Consider the following 17,124-nt stretch of genomic DNA (forward strand, 5'->3'; position numbering starts at 1 on the left):
AGCCATGATCAAACTCTTCAATTTAAAAGTTTGATGCTCAATGAATTAAACTTCGTAATGAATTACGTGTTCACTCGTTGAGACTTGGTATTCATTTATTGTCCGAAGACATTAAGAATCCATGTCACTTTGAGTGCCCACACAGATTGTCTGATAAATTGTTAAAGAGCAGTGCAACGCGGCTTTCGCTCACCGTTGCGAGGTCCCGTATAATACGTTTTCCTCATTCAGAGTCAAGTGATTATTTTCACTTTTCTCTGTCGGCATTCATCTCTGAACCCCGCTAACCCGGCGGCTTGCAAGCCGTTGTTCCGTGTCAGTGGAGGCGCATTATAGGGAGTTCTCAGACGTTGACAACCCCTCTTTAAAAAAAAACGTTCAACCGTCTCTTTTTTGCTCAAAACCGTGCTGCAGCGCGAGTTTTTCGAGCGTTTCAAACCCATAACGGCGCAAAACGGGTAAAAGTTGTTCAGTCTCGTTTGTTAGTGCCATACAAAACGCGATATTCGCATCGGCAGATTTGGCATCCGGCGCTTCATGTTCCAGCAGCCAGGCAGTACGACGGGCAATAGCCGCACCGGAATCCACCAGACGCGTCCCCTCCGGCAGTACTTCTAACAATTCTTCCTGTAAGAGCGGGAAATGAGTGCAGCCCAGAACGACGGTATCCGGCGGTTCCGGCATACGCAGCCACGGGCGAAGAATACGACGCAGCTCCTCAAGTGGCACCGTCTTGCCATGCAGCTTCGCTTCAGCCATCTCCACCAGCTCTGCCGAACCGAGCATCGCGATCTGACATTCATTGGCAAAACGCTCGATCAATTCACGCGTATAAGGACGCTTCACCGTGCCGCGCGTAGCCAGCAGACCCACAATACCATTCGCAGTCAGGCGCGCAGCAGGCTTTATTGCGGGAACCACGCCCACAACCGGGAACTGAAATTTTGCGCGCAATGCAGGCAGCGATACCGTGCTTGCCGTATTACAGGCGATGACCGCCAGCGCCAGAGGATAACGCTGCTGTACCGCGGTGACGATTTCAACGACACGCTCAACAATAAAGTCCTCGCTCTTCTCCCCATAAGGGAAAGCGACGTTATCGAAGGCGTAGATATAATGGAGATCCGGCAGGAGATGCCGAATCTCATCATAGACCGAAAGCCCACCGACGCCGGAATCAAATACCAGCACGGTGGGACGCGGATTAGAAGGTGTAGCTGCCAGACAAGGTGTATTCCCGTCCTGCAGTTTGGTAGCCATAAACTGTCTCGTAATCTTTATCGAACAGGTTGGCTATTTTACCACGAACTGTAAGGTGAGAGGTGACAGGATATGAAACTGCGACATCCCACAGGCTTACCCCGCCCATTTTCACGCGTTCTGACGCATACGTGTCTGGATCGATTGCGACATCATAGCGGGTGCCGAGGTAACGGTAAGCGAGGTTCCAGTCGAGATCCCATACCTGCCAGTCAAGTTGATACTTAACCTGCTGCTTAGAACGGCGGGCCAGCACTTCATGAGTTTTGGCGTTACGCGGGTCAACATAATCATAGGAGATCTGGTGTCCAACCGGTCCAGTTTCGAACTGTGCCGTCGCTTCCACACCTTTAATACGCGCTTCGTCAACGTTGTAGTACCGATACGTATGCGGATCGCTGCTGATCAGGTTATCAATATCATTACGATAACCGGTGATACGCCAGTTGACCGGTCCCGTCAGGCCTTCAAAGCCCCCTTCCCACTGTTTACTCTCCTCCGGTTTAAGGTCCGGATTGCCGTAAGAAGCGCTGTGGATCTGGCTCATCGTCGGTGCTTTAAAAGCGGTGCCGTAGGAGGCAATCACGCGATAGCCATCCACAAACTCCCACGCTGCGCTGGTTTGCCACGTGCCATGGTTGCCAAAGTTGGAGTTGTCGTCATTACGCGCCGCCGCTTCCAGCGTCACGCTGTTGAACTGCTGCATCGCAGACGCGAACACGCCGGTATTACGTTGCTCGTAACCTTTTTCCAGGTAACCGGTCCCGGCCTGCGTCTTCTGCTTTTGCCAGTCCAGGCCTGCACCGATATTGCCATGGCCGACTTCTATAGTGTTGAGCCATTGGGTGGTGTACTGCTTCACGTCATCCATGGTTGCGGAATCAGCGTAGCGCCCTTTCTTCGGATCATAGTTCTGATCTTTACTGCGGCCGTAACCCGCCACCAGCTGTGACTGGAAAATCCCCTGGCTGTAACGCAAACCGGTATCCCAGTTCTGGCTGTAAAGCTGGCGAGTATCAGGTCGTCCATCCACCATAAAATTGGCGTCGTAATGATCGTAACCGTCATACGCGGTGCGGTTGTCATAACCAAAGCCACGGAAGAACCCGCTCACGCTGTCGGTAATTTGCTGTTCCACGGAGCCGTACAGCGATTTACTCATGAAACCATCGCGGTCAGGCTGGCGCGGCGCATCCTGGGCAGCAATATCAAAGCCGCGGGTATAGGTGTAGTTACCCGCCATAGTGATTTTGGTTTTATTCAGCACCTGCTGGAAAGCGCCATCATAGGTCTGGTAGCCCTTAGAGCCGACGCCCGCTGAGATTTCCGCACCCGGCTTATCACGCCCGGTGATGATGTTAATCACGCCGCCAATCGCGTCGGAGCCATACAGCGCAGAACGCGGGCCACGGACGTATTCGATTCGCTGAATCAGCGAGGTTGGGATTTGGCTCAGATCGGGAACGTTGCTAATCCCGGCGCTGTTCAACGGTACGCCGTCAATCAGGACCAGAACATGACGGGATTCAGTGCCGCGAATAAAGGTAGAAGAGGTGGCACCCAGGCCACCGCTTTGCGCGATATCTACGCCCGGCAGACGTGACATAATCTCCACAACGCTCTTTGCCTGCCAGCGCTCAATATCTTCACGCGTCACCACGGACGTCGGTGCCAGAACTGTTTTTGCCGGTTGTTCAAAACGATTTGCTGTCACCACCAACGAGTCAGCGCTATCCTGCGCCCAGCCCGAAAATGCCGTAACGGACAACGCCGTTAACAGCGATACTTTTTTAATCATTGTTAAAGCATCCACAATATAAGAAGGATGCCGCAGGCCTCATCTATAGCACGCGATGATGAAACCAAATGCGACGTGATCCCGGCAGGTCTTCGGGCTGGGTGGCGTTTTGTGGATGAAGACTTCCCATTTTCACAGTGTCTGCAACTCTCATCCCGCCAGTCTTTACCGCTGCGCGTCAGCTCCAGATTTACACTGGATTCCCTTTTCACTCTCAGGAGACCGGAAACAGAATGCTACAATTAGACACGTATAGATGTCCAGATAGCTATTAGCCATTAAATCTGGACATCCACTGCACAATCCCTACAATCCCCGCGTAATTCTTTATCACTCAGGACGCATCATGACCCCCGAACACCTCCCGACAGAACAGTACGACGCACAGCTGGCAGAGAAAGTTGTCCGCCTGCAAAGTATGATGACGCCTTTCAACGCGCCCGTTCCTGAGGTGTTCCGTTCCCCCGTCAGCCACTACCGTATGCGCGCCGAGTTCCGCATCTGGCACGATGGCGACGACCTGTATCACATCATTTTCGATCAGCAGACTAAATCCCGTATCCGGGTTAACAGCTTCCCGGCGGCGAGTGAGCTGATTAACCAGCTCATGACTTTGATGATTGACGGTGTGCGCAACAACCCGGTGCTGCGCCATAAGCTGTTCCAGATTGACTACCTGACCACCCAAAGCAATCAGGCCATTGTCTCTCTGCTGTACCACAAGGCGCTTAACGACGAGTGGCGCGAGCAGGCAGAAGCGCTGCGCGATGCGCTACGGGCGCAAAACATCAACGTTCACCTGATTGGCCGCGCGACAAAAACCAAAATCATGCTGGATCAGGATTACATCGATGAGCGCCTGTCGGTGGCAGGAAAAGAGATGGTTTACCGTCAGGTAGAGAACAGCTTCACCCAACCTAACGCGGCGATGAACGTGCAAATGCTGGAGTGGGCGCTGAAAGCGACCGAAGGGTCAAAGGGCGATCTGCTTGAGCTGTACTGTGGGAATGGCAACTTCTCGCTGGCACTGGCGCGCAATTTCGAGCGCGTACTGGCAACGGAAATTGCCAAACCGTCCGTTGCGGCCGCGCAGTACAACATTGCCGCCAACCATATCGACAACGTGCAGATTATTCGTATGGCAGCAGAAGAGTTTACGCAGGCCATGAACGGCGTGCGCGAATTTAACCGTCTTGAGGGGATCGATCTGAAGGGCTATCAGTGCGAGACGATTTTTGTCGATCCGCCGCGCAGTGGCCTGGACAGCGAAACCGAGAAGATGGTGCAGGCATACCCGCGTATTTTGTACATTTCCTGTAACCCGGAAACGCTGTGCAAAAACCTGGAAACATTAAGCCAGACGCACAAGGTTGAACGTCTGGCGCTGTTCGATCAATTCCCGTATACGCACCATATGGAGTGCGGTGTTTTACTTACCGCACGGTGATCTGTAGGCCGGATAAGCGTAGCGCCATCCGGCGTTTTTGGCAGGTGGCGCTTCGCTTACCTGCCCTACAAATAATTCCTTACTCCGGCAACTGGCTCTTGCGGCTGCGCATGCGAGAGCCAATCCAGAACACCAGCGCCACAGACAGAACAGCAGGGAAGAAGTTAGAGCCGATATCCGGGTACTCTGCGCGCACCACAGTGCTGTACAGCAACACACCCAGAATAAAGCAGGCAGCGGCCAGACCCGGTAACCCCACCGGCATGGTGCGGTTCAGATAACGCTGGTGCAGGCAGTAAACCGTCAGCACCAGGGCGATAAGCGGGAAAATCGAGAAGGGTACGATGGAGCTAAAAATTGCGGCAAACGTACCATTAATGGATAAGCCAGCGATCAATGCCAGCAACAGCGTCCCTTTATCCTGACCTGACTGTTTCATTACTCACCTTCACTCTTCGGTTTGATGTGCCAGTTTCTCTTGTTCACGGCGATACCAGTAGTACGCACCTTTGGAGATCATCCTGAGCTGCAATACCAGTCGCTCTTCGAGTTGCTTACGTTGTTCAATGCTGACATCCAGCGCTTCGGCACCTGCACTGAAAACAATCGTCACCATTGCTTCAGCCTGTGCTTCGGTGAACGCACGCGGCATATGGTTTTCGAGTTCAAGATAGTCGGCAAGTTCCGCAATGAAATGCTGAATTTCACGCGCGACAGCGGCACGAAATGCCGCTGACGTCCCTGAACGCTCGCGCAGCAACAGGCGAAACGCGTTGGGGTTATTGCCGATAAATTCCATAAAGGTCGACACGGAGGTACGGATAACGCTACCGCCTTTCGCGATACGCTGCCGCGCCTGGCGCATCAACTGGCGCAGCATGAGCCCACTCTCGTCGACCATGGTCAGACCCAGTTCATCCACATCACGGAAATGGCGATAGAAGGACGTTGGCGCAATCCCGGCCTCGCGTGCGACTTCACGCAGGCTCAAACTGGCAAAACTCCGCTCAGCACTCAGTTGACTGAATGCAGCTTCCACCAGCGAACGCCGGGTTTTCTCTTTTTGTTGTGCTCTTACGCCCATCACGATAGTTGAATCCTTCCAAAGGTCTGATGGCACTATACCAGAGAATAAAATTAATCTGTTTACCTGGCTTTGTGAATGATTGTTTACGCGCGCTTTGTGCTCCACTGCCGGAAAAAAGCACAACGATAATTGGGTTACCCTGGCAATGATGTTATGATTCTGTTGCTTTTATGTATAAGAACAGGTAAGCCTTGCCATGCCACATTCCTACGATTACGACGCAATAGTTATTGGTTCCGGCCCCGGCGGCGAAGGCGCTGCTATGGGTCTGGTAAAACAGGGAGCCAGAGTAGCGGTCATTGAGCGCTACCATAATGTTGGCGGCGGTTGCACCCACTGGGGCACCATCCCTTCCAAAGCCCTCCGCCACGCCGTTAGCCGCATTATTGAATTTAACCAGAACCCTCTTTACAGCGACCACTCCCGACTTCTTCGTTCCTCTTTTGCCGATATCCTGAATCACGCAGATACCGTTATTAACCAGCAGACACGCATGCGTCAGGGTTTTTACGAGCGTAACCATTGCGAAATTCTTCAGGGTAACGCGCATTTTGTGGATGAACATACGCTGGCGCTGGAGTGTCACGACGGTTCGGTTGAAACCCTCACCGCTGAAAAATTTGTTATCGCCTGTGGTTCCCGCCCGTATCATCCGGCAGACGTGGATTTCTCCCACCCGCGCATTTACGACAGCGATTCCATCCTCAGCCTGCACCATGAACCTCGCCATGTGATTATCTATGGCGCGGGGGTGATCGGGTGTGAATATGCGTCTATCTTCCGCGGAATGGATGTCAAAGTTGATCTGATTAACACCCGCGACCGCCTGCTGGCTTTCCTGGATCAGGAGATGTCAGACTCGCTCTCCTACCACTTCTGGAACAGCGGTGTGGTGATTCGCCACAACGAAGAGTACGAGAAGATCGAAGGCTGCGACGACGGCGTGATCATGCATCTGAAGTCCGGCAAAAAGCTGAAAGCCGACTGCCTGCTGTATGCCAACGGCCGTACCGGTAACACCGATTCACTGGCGCTGGAAAACATCGGTCTGGAGACGGACAGCCGTGGTCAGTTGAAGGTTAACAGCATGTACCAGACTGCCCTGCCGCACGTTTACGCGGTCGGTGACGTGATTGGTTACCCGAGCCTCGCTTCCGCGGCCTATGACCAGGGGCGCATTGCGGCGCAGGCGCTGGTAAAAGGCGAAGCGACGGCGCATCTGATCGAAGACATTCCAACGGGGATTTACACCATTCCGGAAATCAGCTCCGTAGGGAAAACCGAGCAGCAGCTGACCTCCATGAAGGTGCCTTACGAGGTGGGTCGCGCCCAGTTTAAACATCTGGCACGGGCACAAATTGTTGGCATGAGCGTGGGTACGCTGAAGATCCTGTTCCATCGTGAGACGAAAGAGATCCTCGGTATTCACTGCTTTGGTGAACGCGCGGCGGAAATCATTCATATCGGCCAGGCGATAATGGAGCAAAAAGGTGGCGGTAACACCATTGAGTACTTCGTTAACACCACCTTTAACTACCCGACCATGGCGGAAGCCTATCGGGTCGCCGCGCTGAACGGTTTAAACCGCCTGTTTTAACGCATTGTCAAAATGGCCATCCATCGCACCACGGATGGCCTCTGCCAGCTGCTCATAGCGGCTGCGCAGCGGTGACCCCGGACGATAAACCAGACCTATAGTACGACGTGGCTCTGGTTTAATGCACGGCAGGTAAACCACACCGTCGCGTTTACGCTCGCGCGGCACGGCCAGCGCAGGCAGCAACGTAATACCACTTCCCGCCGCCACCATATTACGCAGCGTTTCCAGGCTGGTTGCGCGGAAATGGGTATCTTCATCCGCTCCCGCTTCAAAACAGAAGCCCATGGCCTGATCGCGCAGGCAGTGGCCATCTTCCAGCATCAGCAGCTTTTCACCGGCCAGATCGGCCATCGGCACGCGATCGCGGTTCGCCCACGGGTGATCTTCGTAGATCGCCAGCATCATCGGCTCGTCAAACAGCGGCACTTCGATAAAGGCTTCGCTCTCTTTTACCAGCGCCAGAATGGCGCAGTCGAGCTTGCCGCTATCTAACTGTGCCAGCAGCTGATGGGTTTGCGCTTCATGCAGATACATTTCGAGTTTCGGGAACGTCTGGTGCAGCATCGGAATGATGTGCGGCAGAAGGTACGGACCAACGGTTGGGATCAGGCCAATATGCAGCGGGCCGGACATGGTCTCCCCTTGCTGACTTGCCATTTCCTTGAGCACTTTGACCTCGCGCAGCACGGTGCGCGCCTGATCCACCAGCAGCAAACCCGCCTGAGTGAACAGCACTTTACGACTGGTGCGCTCCAGCAGCATCACGCCCAGCTCATCTTCCAGCTTGCGGATCTGACCGCTCAGCGTAGGCTGGCTGACGTGGCAGGAATCTGCCGCACGGCGAAAGTGGCGATGCTCGGCTAACGCTACCAGGTATTCAAGATCACGAATATTCATTATTCATCCTCCGTCGCCACGATAGTTCATGGCGATAGATAGCATAGCAACGAACGATTATCCCTATCAAGCATTCTGTTGAATAATACACCACATAGACGAGGCGGCACGTGTTTGACCCTTGACGTCCCCGCACCGTCAGCGAGTTTCTCTCAAAACTCGAACAACTAAAGCCAACGTGAACTTTTGCGGACCCCGTGGTCCGCTTTTTTTTTGCGTAAAAAAGCCCGGCGTTACGCCAGGCTTCGCCTTTCCCCTCACCCTAACCCTCTCCCACGGGGAGAGGGAACCGATCGAGCCCCTCTCCTCGTGGGAGAGGGGCCGGGGTGAGGGCACCAGCCCGCACAAATCAAACCAACCGGTTTTTCGCGTCCGCAATCGCCTGCGCCACCTGCTTCGGCGACACACCGCCTTTCGCCGCACGCTTATCCAGGCATGACTGCAACGACAGAATCGGGTACACATCCTCCCCGATAACCGCACTGAATTTCTGCAGGTCGGCAAGCGCCAGCTCTTCCAGCGGTTTCCCCTGACGAATCGCTTCCACTACCGCTTCGCCCACAATGTGGTGCGCTTCACGGAACGGTACGCCTTTCGCCACCAGGTAATCCGCCAGTTCGGTCGCGTTTGCATAACCCTGCTGCGCCGCTTCCTGGCAACGAGGACGTTTCACCTGAATGCCGTCCAGCACCAGCGCGCCCATATGCAGGCAGTCCAGCCAGGTGTCGAGCGCGTCGAACAGCCCTTCTTTGTCTTCCTGCATATCTTTGTTGTACGCCAGCGGCAGCCCTTTCAGGGTCATCATCATGCCGGTCAGTGCGCCCTGTACGCGGCCACACTTCCCGCGGATCAGCTCCAGCGCATCCGGGTTTTTCTTCTGCGGCATCAGGGAAGAGCCGGACGTTACACGGTCAGACAACTCCACAAATCCGGCTTCGCCAGAGTTAAAGAAGATCAGGTCTTCGGCAAAGCGTGACAGGTGGACCATTCCGATAGAAGCATTCGACAGCAGTTCCAGCACGTGGTCACGGTCAGAGACGCTGTCCAGACTGTTACGGGTGGCAGACGCAAAGCCCAGCCAGCCTGCCAGCTGCTCGCGGTCAATTTCATATGCCGTACCCGCCAGCGCACCGCTGCCCAGCGGGCTGACGTCCAGGCGCTTCAGGGTATCCTGCAGGCGGCTTTCGTCACGCGCCAGCATCTCGACATAGGCCAGACACCAGTGCGCAAAGGTCACCGGCTGCGCGCGCTGCAAATGGGTATAACCCGGCATCACCGCGTCCTGGTTGTTCTGCGCCGTGTCCACCAGCGCGCTCTGCAGCTGACGGTTAGCCGCCAGCAGCTCCGCGACGGTATCTTTACACCACAGCTTCAGATCGGTCGCGACCTGGTCGTTACGGCTACGGCCGGTGTGCAGCTTTTTACCCAGCTGGCCAACTTTGTCGATCAGTTTGCCTTCTACCCAGCTGTGAATATCTTCGGCATCGCTCTGCAGAATTTGCTGCGGATCCAGACGCACTTCTTCCAGCAGATTATTGAGCGCCTCTTCCAGCTGCTGCTGCTCCTCTGCGGTCAGCACGCCCACCGTCACCAGCGCTTTGGACCAGGCCACAGAGCCGACGATATCCTGTTCGGCCAGGCGGTAGTCGAAGCGCAAAGAGTCGTTGAACTGTTTGAACCGTTGATCCGCTGCCTGTGTAAAACGCCCACCCCAAAGTGCCATAACATCGTTCCTTTATTCGTTAGTTCCGCCGGGTGGCGCTGCGCTTACCCGGCCTACGGTCATTCATTAATAACTTACGCTAAAATACGCGTGCCAATCGGCGTGCCGTTAAACAGCGCCGGAAGCTGCTCCGCGTGACGCCAGGAGGCGATATCCACCGGGCGCCCGAGCGTACGGGCGGCATCCAGCGCGGCATTCACTTTGACGATCATCCCGTCGGTAATAATGCCCTGGGCGATCAGCTGTTCGGCTTTTGCCGCGGTCATTTCCGCAATGCGCTGGCCTTTGCCGTCCAGAATACCGCTCACATCGGAGAGCAGGATCAGGTCCGCGCCCAGCGTTGCCGCCAGTGCCGTCGCCGCCTGGTCCGCATTCACGTTCATCAGCTCACCCTCTTCGGTCACCCCGATAGAGCTCACCACCGGCAGGAAACCGCCTTCCAGCAGCGTGTTAATCAGCTTAGGCGAACCTGGCTGCGCCAGTCCAACGTGGCCGAGTTCTTCATCGAGCTGGGTCACTTTTACGCTGTCACCGTCGCCCAGATAGAGGCCAACGGAGGCAATGTGGTGTTTCTTCGCCCAGGACAACAGAGTCTTATTCGCCGTACCTGCCAGCGCACCGGTGATGATGTCAATCTGGTCGGCAGGCGTCACGCGCAGGCCGTTTTTCTTTTTCACCGGCAGGTTGAGCCCTTTCATCAACTCATCCACTACGCAGCCGCCGCCGTGCACAATCACCAGCGGACGCTGGTGTGATTCGCGATAGTTAACCAGCGCGGTAAACAGACGCTCCAGCGCTTCTTCGCTGTCCAGCAGTACACCACCGAGTTTGATAATTAATGGGTTCATCATCACACCTTAAATAAGAGCCTGCGTTTCCGGGAAACCGAAACGAATATTTGCACACTGCATTGCCTGAGCGGCAGCGCCTTTGAGTAAGTTATCTTCTGCTGCCACCACGATCAGATGCTCGCCCTGCACGGCATAGCCGATGTCGCAGAACGGCAGGCCAACCACGTTTTTCAGCGCGGGCACGCCTTTGTCGTAGAGACGCACCAACGGTTTATCCGCATACGCCTGAGTAAAGGCCTCGCTCACCTGGTCTTTGGTCACGCCCGGTTTCAGGCGGCAGGTAATGGTTTCGAGGATCCCACGCGGGAAGCTGCCCAGGTGCGGTGTAAAGATGACATTGGCCCCCAGATGGGTAGTGATTTCCGGATGATGGCGGTGATTAAACACGCCATACGGCTGCAGGCTGACTTCACAGAAGCTGTTAGAAATAGCAGCCTTGCGTCCGGCACCGCTGACACCACTGGTGGCGTTGATCACCGGCCACTGGTTCAGATCCAGCAGGCCTGCGTCGATCAGCGGCTTCAGAGAAAGCTGTGCGGCCGTCGGGTAGCAGCCCGGCACGGCAATCAGATCCGCTTCTTTCAGCTTGTCTGCGCTCCACTCCGCCAGCCCATACACGGCTTTTGCAAGCAGGTCCGGGTGCTGATGGGTAAAGCCATAGTATTTTTCGTAGAACGCGCCGTCGTTAACACGGAACGCGCCGGAGAGGTCGAACACCACGCAACCGGCCGCCAGGAATTGCGGCGCCAGGTCGTGACTGACCTCGTGCGCGGTGGCCAAAAATACCACGTCGACGCCGTCAGTGAACTCGCTGATGTCAGACATTGGCTGCAGTGGCAAGTCGACAATGCCCAAAAGGCACGGATGCAAATCAGAAATTAACTTTCCTGCATCATTGCTTTGCGCTGACACGGTCAAAGCGGTTATGGTCATATGTGGATGGCGATTCACGTAGCTTACAAGCTCTGCGCCCGCATAACCGCTAGCGCCTACAATCAGCGTATTCAACATCGGGTTCCTTTATGCTCAACGTTAATGTATTTTTATTCACATTTATTGCATGAATATTGATACTATCACGACCTAAGGTGTGTCAACAATGAAAATGAACTTACCGCCATTTATCGAGATTTACCGCGCTCTGATTGCCACACCCTCCATCAGCGCGACCGAAGAAGCGCTGGATCAGAGCAATGAGTCTTTAATCAATCTGCTGGCGGGTTGGTTTAGCGATCTTGGCTTTAACGTTGAGGTTCAGCCTGTTCCCGGAACACGCCATAAATTTAACCTGCTCGCCAGTACCGGACACGGCGCAGGCGGACTGCTGCTGGCCGGTCATACCGACACGGTGCCGTTTGACGATGGCCGCTGGACCCGCGACCCGTTTACCCTGACCGAGCATGACAACAAGCTTTACGGCCTTGGCACCGCCGACATGAAAGGCTTCTTCGCCTTTATCCTTGACGCGCTACGTGACGTAGACGTGACAAAACTGAAAAAGCCGCTCTACATTCTGGCGACCGCCGATGAAGAGACCAGCATGGCGGGGGCGCGTTACTTCTCAGAAAACACATCGATTCGCCCGGATTGCGCCATCATCGGTGAGCCAACGTCATTACAACCGATCCGTGCGCATAAAGGCCATATTTCCACGGCAGTGCGCGTGATGGGCCAGTCTGGCCACTCCAGCGACCCGGCGCGTGGCGTGAACGCCATTGAACTGATGCACGACGCCATCGGCCGCATCATGACTCTGCGCGACGAACTGAAAGAGCGGTATCACTACGACGCCTTCACCGTGCCGTATCCAACGCTGAACCTCGGTAGCCTGCACGGTGGCGATGCCTCTAACCGTATCTGCGCTTGCTGTGAGCTGCACATGGATATCCGTCCGCTGCCGGGCATGACGCTGAGCGATCTCGACGGCTTGCTGACCGAAGCGCTGGCCCCGGTGAGTGAACGCTGGCCTGGCCGCCTGACGGTGTCTGAACTGCATCCACCGATCCCGGGTTATGAATGTCCACCGGATCATCAGCTGGTTGAGGTGGTGGAAAAACTGCTCGGCGAGAAAACCGACGTGGTGAACTACTGCACCGAAGCGCCGTTTATTCAGACGCTGTGCCCGACGCTGGTACTTGGCCCAGGCTCCATCAACCAGGCGCACCAGCCGGATGAATACCTGGAAACCCGCTTCATCAAGCCCACCCGCGAACTGATTACCCAGGTTGTGCATCACTTCTGCTGGCATTAAAACCGCACCGATCAGTCCCCTCTCCCGGTGGGAGAGGGTTAGGGTGAGGGCAACAAATCCCGCGATCTCCGTCACATTCCCATAAGCATCTCTTATCTGACGCAATGCGAATTAAATTTCGTAAATTGCCCGCATTTATTCGTTTGCTGAACCGTTTTCGCAGCAATTGACGACGGGGGTTTTACGTGGCTTTATAAAGGGAGATGACAAAATAATGTCCAGAAGATTTTCGCATGGGCATAAACAAAAATGATGGGGTGACTGGGTTTTTATGAACGAACAATATTCCGCGTTGCGTAGTAATGTCAGTATGCTCGGCAAAGTGCTTGGAGATACCATCAAAGATGCGTTGGGGGAAAACATCCTCGACCGCGTTGAAACCATCCGCAAGCTGTCTAAATCTTCCCGTGCCGGTAACGAAGCGAGTCGTCAGGAGCTGCTCACTACCTTGCAGAACCTCTCTAACGATGAGCTGCTGCCCGTTGCACGCGCATTCAGCCAGTTCCTGAACCTGGCAAACACGGCTGAGCAATACCATAGCATTTCGCCAAACGGCGAAGCTGCCAGCAACCCGGAAGTCATTGCCCGTACGCTTCGTAAACTCAAAGACCAGCCAAACCTCAACGAAGCCACCATTAAAAAAGCGGTGGAGTCCCTTTCGCTGGAGCTGGTGCTGACTGCCCACCCAACCGAAATCACCCGTCGTACCCTGATCCACAAAATGGTTGAAGTGAACAACTGTCTGAAACAGTTGGATAACAAAGACATTGCCGACTACGAACGTAACCAGCTGATGCGCCGTCTGCGCCAGCTGATTGCGCAGTCCTGGCACACCGATGAAATTCGTAAGCATCGCCCAAGCCCGGTAGACGAGGCCAAATGGGGCTTTGCGGTGGTGGAAAATAGCCTGTGGGAAGGGGTTCCGAACTACCTGCGTGAGCTGAACGAACAGCTGGAAGCAAACCTGGGCTACCGCCTGCCGGTAGATTTTGTCCCGGTACGCTTTACCTCCTGGATGGGCGGTGACCGCGACGGTAACCCGAACGTGACGGCAGAAATCACCCGCCACGTGCTGCTGCTGAGCCGCTGGAAAGCCACCGATCTGTTCCTGAAAGACATTCAGGTGCTGATCTCCGAGCTGTCGATGGTGGAAGCAACGCCAGAACTGCGCGCGCTGGCCGGTGAAGAAGGTGCCAGCGAGCCGTATCGTTTCCTGATGAAAAAACTGCGTAGCCAGCTGATGGCGACCCAGGCCTGGCTGGAAGCACGCCTGAAAGGCCAGCGCCTGCCGAAGCCGGAAGGTCTGCTGAGCCAGAACGAACAGCTCTGGGAACCGCTATACGCTTGCTATAAATCGCTGCAGGCCTGCGGGATGGGCATCATCGCCAATGGCGAACTGCTCGACACCCTGCGCCGCGTGAAGTGTTTTGGCGTGCCGCTGGTGCGTATCGACGTGCGTCAGGAGAGCACCCGCCATACCGAAGCGCTGGGCGAACTGACCCGTTATCTTGGCATTGGCGACTACGAAAGCTGGTCTGAAGCCGACAAACAGGCCTTCCTGATCCGCGAGCTGAACTCCAAGCGTCCTCTGCTGCCGCGCAACTGGGAGCCAAGCAACGAAACCCGCGAAGTGCTCAACACCTGTAAAGCGATCGTGGATGCGCCAAAAGGATCGGTCGCCGCCTATGTGATCTCGATGGCGAAAACCCCGTCCGACGTGCTGGCCGTTCACCTGCTGCTGAAAGAAGCCGGTATCGACTATGCCCTGCCGGTCGCCCCGCTGTTTGAAACCCTTGACGACCTGAACAACGCCAATGATGTAATGACCCAGCTGCTGAACATCGACTGGTATCGCGGCTTTATTCAGGGCAAACAGATGGTGATGATCGGCTATTCCGACTCCGCAAAAGATGCGGGCGTGATGGCGGCATCCTGGGCGCAGTATCAGGCGCAGGACGCGCTGATCAAAACCTGCGAGAAAGCCGGTATTGAGCTGACGCTGTTCCACGGTCGCGGTGGCTCCATTGGCCGTGGCGGTGCGCCTGCGCACGCGGCGCTGCTCTCTCAGCCGCCGGGAAGCCTGAAAGGCGGGCTGCGCGTGACCGAACAGGGCGAGATGATCCGCTTCAAATACGGCCTGCCGGAAGTGACCATCAGCAGCCTGTCGCTCTATACCAGTGCGATTCTCGAAGCAAACCTGCTGCCACCGCCGGAGCCGAAAGAATCCTGGTGTCGCATTATGGATGAGCTGTCTGACATCTCGTGCGACCTGTACCGCGGCTACGTGCGTGAAAACAAAGACTTCGTACCTTACTTCCGCTCTGCTACGCCAGAGCAGGAGCTGGGCAAACTGCCACTGGGTTCACGTCCGGCTAAGCGTCGTCCGACCGGCGGCGTGGAGTCTCTGCGTGCAATCCCGTGGATCTTCGCCTGGACGCAGAACCGTCTGATGCTGCCAGCCTGGCTGGGTGCCGGTGCGGCGCTGCAGAAGGTGGTTGAAGATGGCAAACAGAACGAACTGGAAACCATGTGCCGCGACTGGCCATTCTTCTCTACCCGTCTGGGTATGCTGGAGATGGTCTTCTCGAAAGCTGACCTGTGGCTGGCGGAATACTACGATCAGCGCCTGGTGAAACCAGAGCTGTGGGCGCTGGGTAAAGAGCTGCGCGAACTGCTGGAAGGCGACATCAAAGTGGTGCTGGATATCGCCAACGACTCCCATCTGATGGCCGATCTGCCGTGGATTGCCGAGTCTATCCAGCTGCGTAACATCTATACCGACCCACTGAACGTCCTGCAGGCGGAGCTGCTGCACCGTTCGCGTCTGGCGGAAGAGGAAGGTAAAGATCCGGATCCACGCGTTGAACAAGCGCTGATGGTGACAATTGCGGGCGTTGCAGCGGGTATGCGTAACACCGGCTAATGCTCACTGCCCGGCGGCGCTTCGCTTGCCGGGCCTACGACAGGTAGGCCGGGTAAGCGTCAGCGCCACCCGGCAATACCTCGGTATTTACACCATGCAGCATGATATTACCCACATCCTGACTGACCTGATTAGCGGTACGATGCCGCTACGTCAGGTTCATTTCGCCAACCCCGCCCTCTGCGCACCCGAACTCGCCCTGCAGGTTGATTTCCCCCGTCTGGAGATCGTGCTCGAAGGCTCGGTGAAAGACCAGGCGGCTTGCGTATTACAGCAGGGTGATGTTTTATACGTCCCGGCGGGAGGCTGGAACGATCCGCAATGGCAAACGCCCGCGACAACGCTGAGCATCCTGTTTGGTAAACAGCAGCTTGGATTTAGTCTTTTACACTGGAACGGCGTGGATGCTCGTAATCTTGCAAAACAGCACGTCGCCCGTCGGGGGCCACGCATCGGATCCTTCCTGTTACAGACGCTTCATGAAATGCAGATGCAGCCGCACGAGCAGCAAACAGCGCGACTGATTGTTGCCAGCCTGCTTAGCCACTGCGTCGATTTGTTGGGTAGCCAGATCCAGACCGCCTCCCGAAGTCAGGCGCTGTTTGAAGCTATTCGCGTTTATATCGATGAACATTATGCGACCCCGCTTACCCGGGAATCCGTAGCGCAGGCGTTTTACATCTCTCCGAACTATTTATCGCATCTTTTTCAGAAAACCGGCGCGGTAGGTTTTAATGAGTACCTGACCCACACGCGGCTGGAGCACGCGCGTCAGTTGCTGAAAGGGTATGACTTAAAGGTAAAAGAAGTGGCGCATGCCTGCGGTTTTGTCGACAGTAACTATTTCTGCCGTTTATTCCGTAAAAACACGGAGCGCTCGCCGTCGGAATACCGTCGTCAGTATCACAGCCAGCTAATCGGAAAAGCGGCTAGTCCAGAATGACCTGCGTATGCTGCGGTGCGGATACCATTTTTCGTACCGCTGCCATGATCTTTTGCGGGTCCCGCAGGAAAGCATTAATGCCGCATTTCACATAGCGGGCGGATTCGAAGCGTTCGTTGCCCGCCAGCTCAATATCCGTGATAAGTAATACGACATCGGCGCGGCGGATATCATCCTCCGTCAGCTCACTTTCAATGCCTAACGCCCCCTGCGTCTCAATGCGCACTGACCATTTCTCCTGCTGGCAAATCCGCTCCAGCCGTTCTGCGGCCATGTACGTATGCGCCACGCCGCTCACGCACGCGGTTACCGCCACCAGATGACGCCCTGCTATTACTGTCATT

Annotated in this window: 14 protein-coding genes and 1 riboswitch; of the genes, 5 read left to right on the plus strand and 9 right to left on the minus strand. The window is 55.5% G+C overall.

Annotated features, from left to right (window positions below; genetic code table 11):
• Positions 1-378: 378 nt before the first annotated feature.
• Positions 379-1,260, minus strand: coding sequence for a glutamate racemase (gene murI, locus ACMWKA_RS20365; protein ID WP_414760550.1), 882 nt, complete (start codon positions 1,258-1,260; stop codon positions 379-381).
• Complete coding sequence (gene btuB, locus ACMWKA_RS20370) at positions 1,205-3,058, minus strand: TonB-dependent vitamin B12 receptor BtuB (protein WP_020686926.1); 1,854 nt, start codon at positions 3,056-3,058, stop codon at positions 1,205-1,207. The genes murI and btuB overlap by 56 nt, the downstream gene beginning before the upstream one ends.
• A gap of 65 nt (positions 3,059-3,123) precedes the next feature.
• Positions 3,124-3,300: riboswitch (cobalamin riboswitch) on the minus strand.
• 104 nt (positions 3,301-3,404) lie between these two features.
• Here btuB and trmA point away from each other — a divergent pair.
• Positions 3,405-4,505, plus strand: a complete 1,101-nt coding sequence (gene trmA, locus ACMWKA_RS20375) for a tRNA (uridine(54)-C5)-methyltransferase TrmA (RefSeq protein ID WP_013099295.1) — start codon at positions 3,405-3,407, stop codon at positions 4,503-4,505.
• Between the two features lie 79 nt (positions 4,506-4,584).
• Here the strand turns inward: trmA and ACMWKA_RS20380 are convergent, their stop codons facing one another.
• Positions 4,585-4,944 (minus strand): YijD family membrane protein, encoded by a 360-nt coding sequence (locus ACMWKA_RS20380; protein ID WP_008501783.1) that lies wholly within the window; start codon positions 4,942-4,944, stop codon positions 4,585-4,587.
• 9 nt (positions 4,945-4,953) lie between these two features.
• On the minus strand, positions 4,954-5,592 hold the full coding sequence (gene fabR, locus ACMWKA_RS20385) for an HTH-type transcriptional repressor FabR (protein ID WP_008501784.1): 639 nt from the start codon (positions 5,590-5,592) through the stop codon (positions 4,954-4,956).
• Between the two features lie 196 nt (positions 5,593-5,788).
• On the opposite strand from fabR, the gene sthA reads away from it, so the two are divergent.
• On the plus strand, positions 5,789-7,189 hold the full coding sequence (sthA, locus tag ACMWKA_RS20390) for a Si-specific NAD(P)(+) transhydrogenase (RefSeq protein WP_014833741.1): 1,401 nt from the start codon (positions 5,789-5,791) through the stop codon (positions 7,187-7,189).
• Here sthA and oxyR read toward each other — a convergent pair.
• The 4 genes from oxyR to argC all read right to left on the minus strand — a co-directional run bounded on the left by oxyR (position 7,172) and on the right by argC (position 11,674).
• Positions 7,172-8,089, minus strand: a complete 918-nt coding sequence (gene oxyR / locus ACMWKA_RS20395; protein ID WP_014833742.1) for a DNA-binding transcriptional regulator OxyR — start codon at positions 8,087-8,089, stop codon at positions 7,172-7,174. The genes sthA and oxyR overlap by 18 nt on opposite strands.
• A 349-nt stretch (positions 8,090-8,438) precedes the next feature.
• The gene (gene argH / locus ACMWKA_RS20400; protein WP_161670259.1) at positions 8,439-9,812 is read right to left on the minus strand and encodes an argininosuccinate lyase; all 1,374 of its coding nucleotides are present in this window, start codon (positions 9,810-9,812) and stop codon (positions 8,439-8,441) included.
• Between the two features lie 74 nt (positions 9,813-9,886).
• Entirely contained in the window at positions 9,887-10,663 is a 777-nt protein-coding gene (argB, locus tag ACMWKA_RS20405) for an acetylglutamate kinase (RefSeq protein ID WP_020686923.1), read from the minus strand.
• A 6-nt stretch (positions 10,664-10,669) separates the two neighbouring features.
• Positions 10,670-11,674: an N-acetyl-gamma-glutamyl-phosphate reductase gene (gene argC / locus ACMWKA_RS20410; RefSeq protein ID WP_040020280.1), complete on the minus strand. Its 1,005-nt coding sequence runs from the start codon at positions 11,672-11,674 to the stop codon at positions 10,670-10,672.
• Positions 11,675-11,762: 88 nt separating this feature from the next.
• Between argC and argE the strand changes: the two genes are divergently transcribed.
• The 3 genes from argE to ACMWKA_RS20425 all read left to right on the plus strand — a co-directional run bounded on the left by argE (position 11,763) and on the right by ACMWKA_RS20425 (position 16,780).
• Complete coding sequence (argE, locus tag ACMWKA_RS20415; RefSeq protein WP_013099301.1) at positions 11,763-12,914, plus strand: acetylornithine deacetylase; 1,152 nt, start codon at positions 11,763-11,765, stop codon at positions 12,912-12,914.
• Between the two features lie 271 nt (positions 12,915-13,185).
• Positions 13,186-15,837, plus strand: coding sequence for a phosphoenolpyruvate carboxylase (gene ppc, locus ACMWKA_RS20420; RefSeq protein ID WP_013099302.1), 2,652 nt, complete (start codon positions 13,186-13,188; stop codon positions 15,835-15,837).
• Positions 15,838-15,931: 94 nt separating this feature from the next.
• Positions 15,932-16,780 (plus strand): AraC family transcriptional regulator, encoded by an 849-nt coding sequence (locus ACMWKA_RS20425; protein ID WP_020686920.1) that lies wholly within the window; start codon positions 15,932-15,934, stop codon positions 16,778-16,780.
• On the opposite strand, the gene ACMWKA_RS20430 is transcribed toward ACMWKA_RS20425, so the two are convergent.
• A complete protein-coding gene (locus ACMWKA_RS20430) occupies positions 16,767-17,123 on the minus strand; it encodes a PTS fructose-like transporter subunit IIB (RefSeq protein ID WP_414760551.1) in 357 nt (118 codons plus the stop codon). The two genes, ACMWKA_RS20425 and ACMWKA_RS20430, sit on opposite strands and share 14 nt — an antisense overlap.
• Position 17,124 lies beyond the last annotated feature (1 nt).

The sequence above is a fragment of the Enterobacter sp. 03-F-07-AD-ECC genome, from assembly GCF_047530935.1.
GTDB lineage: Bacteria > Pseudomonadota > Gammaproteobacteria > Enterobacterales > Enterobacteriaceae > Enterobacter > Enterobacter cloacae.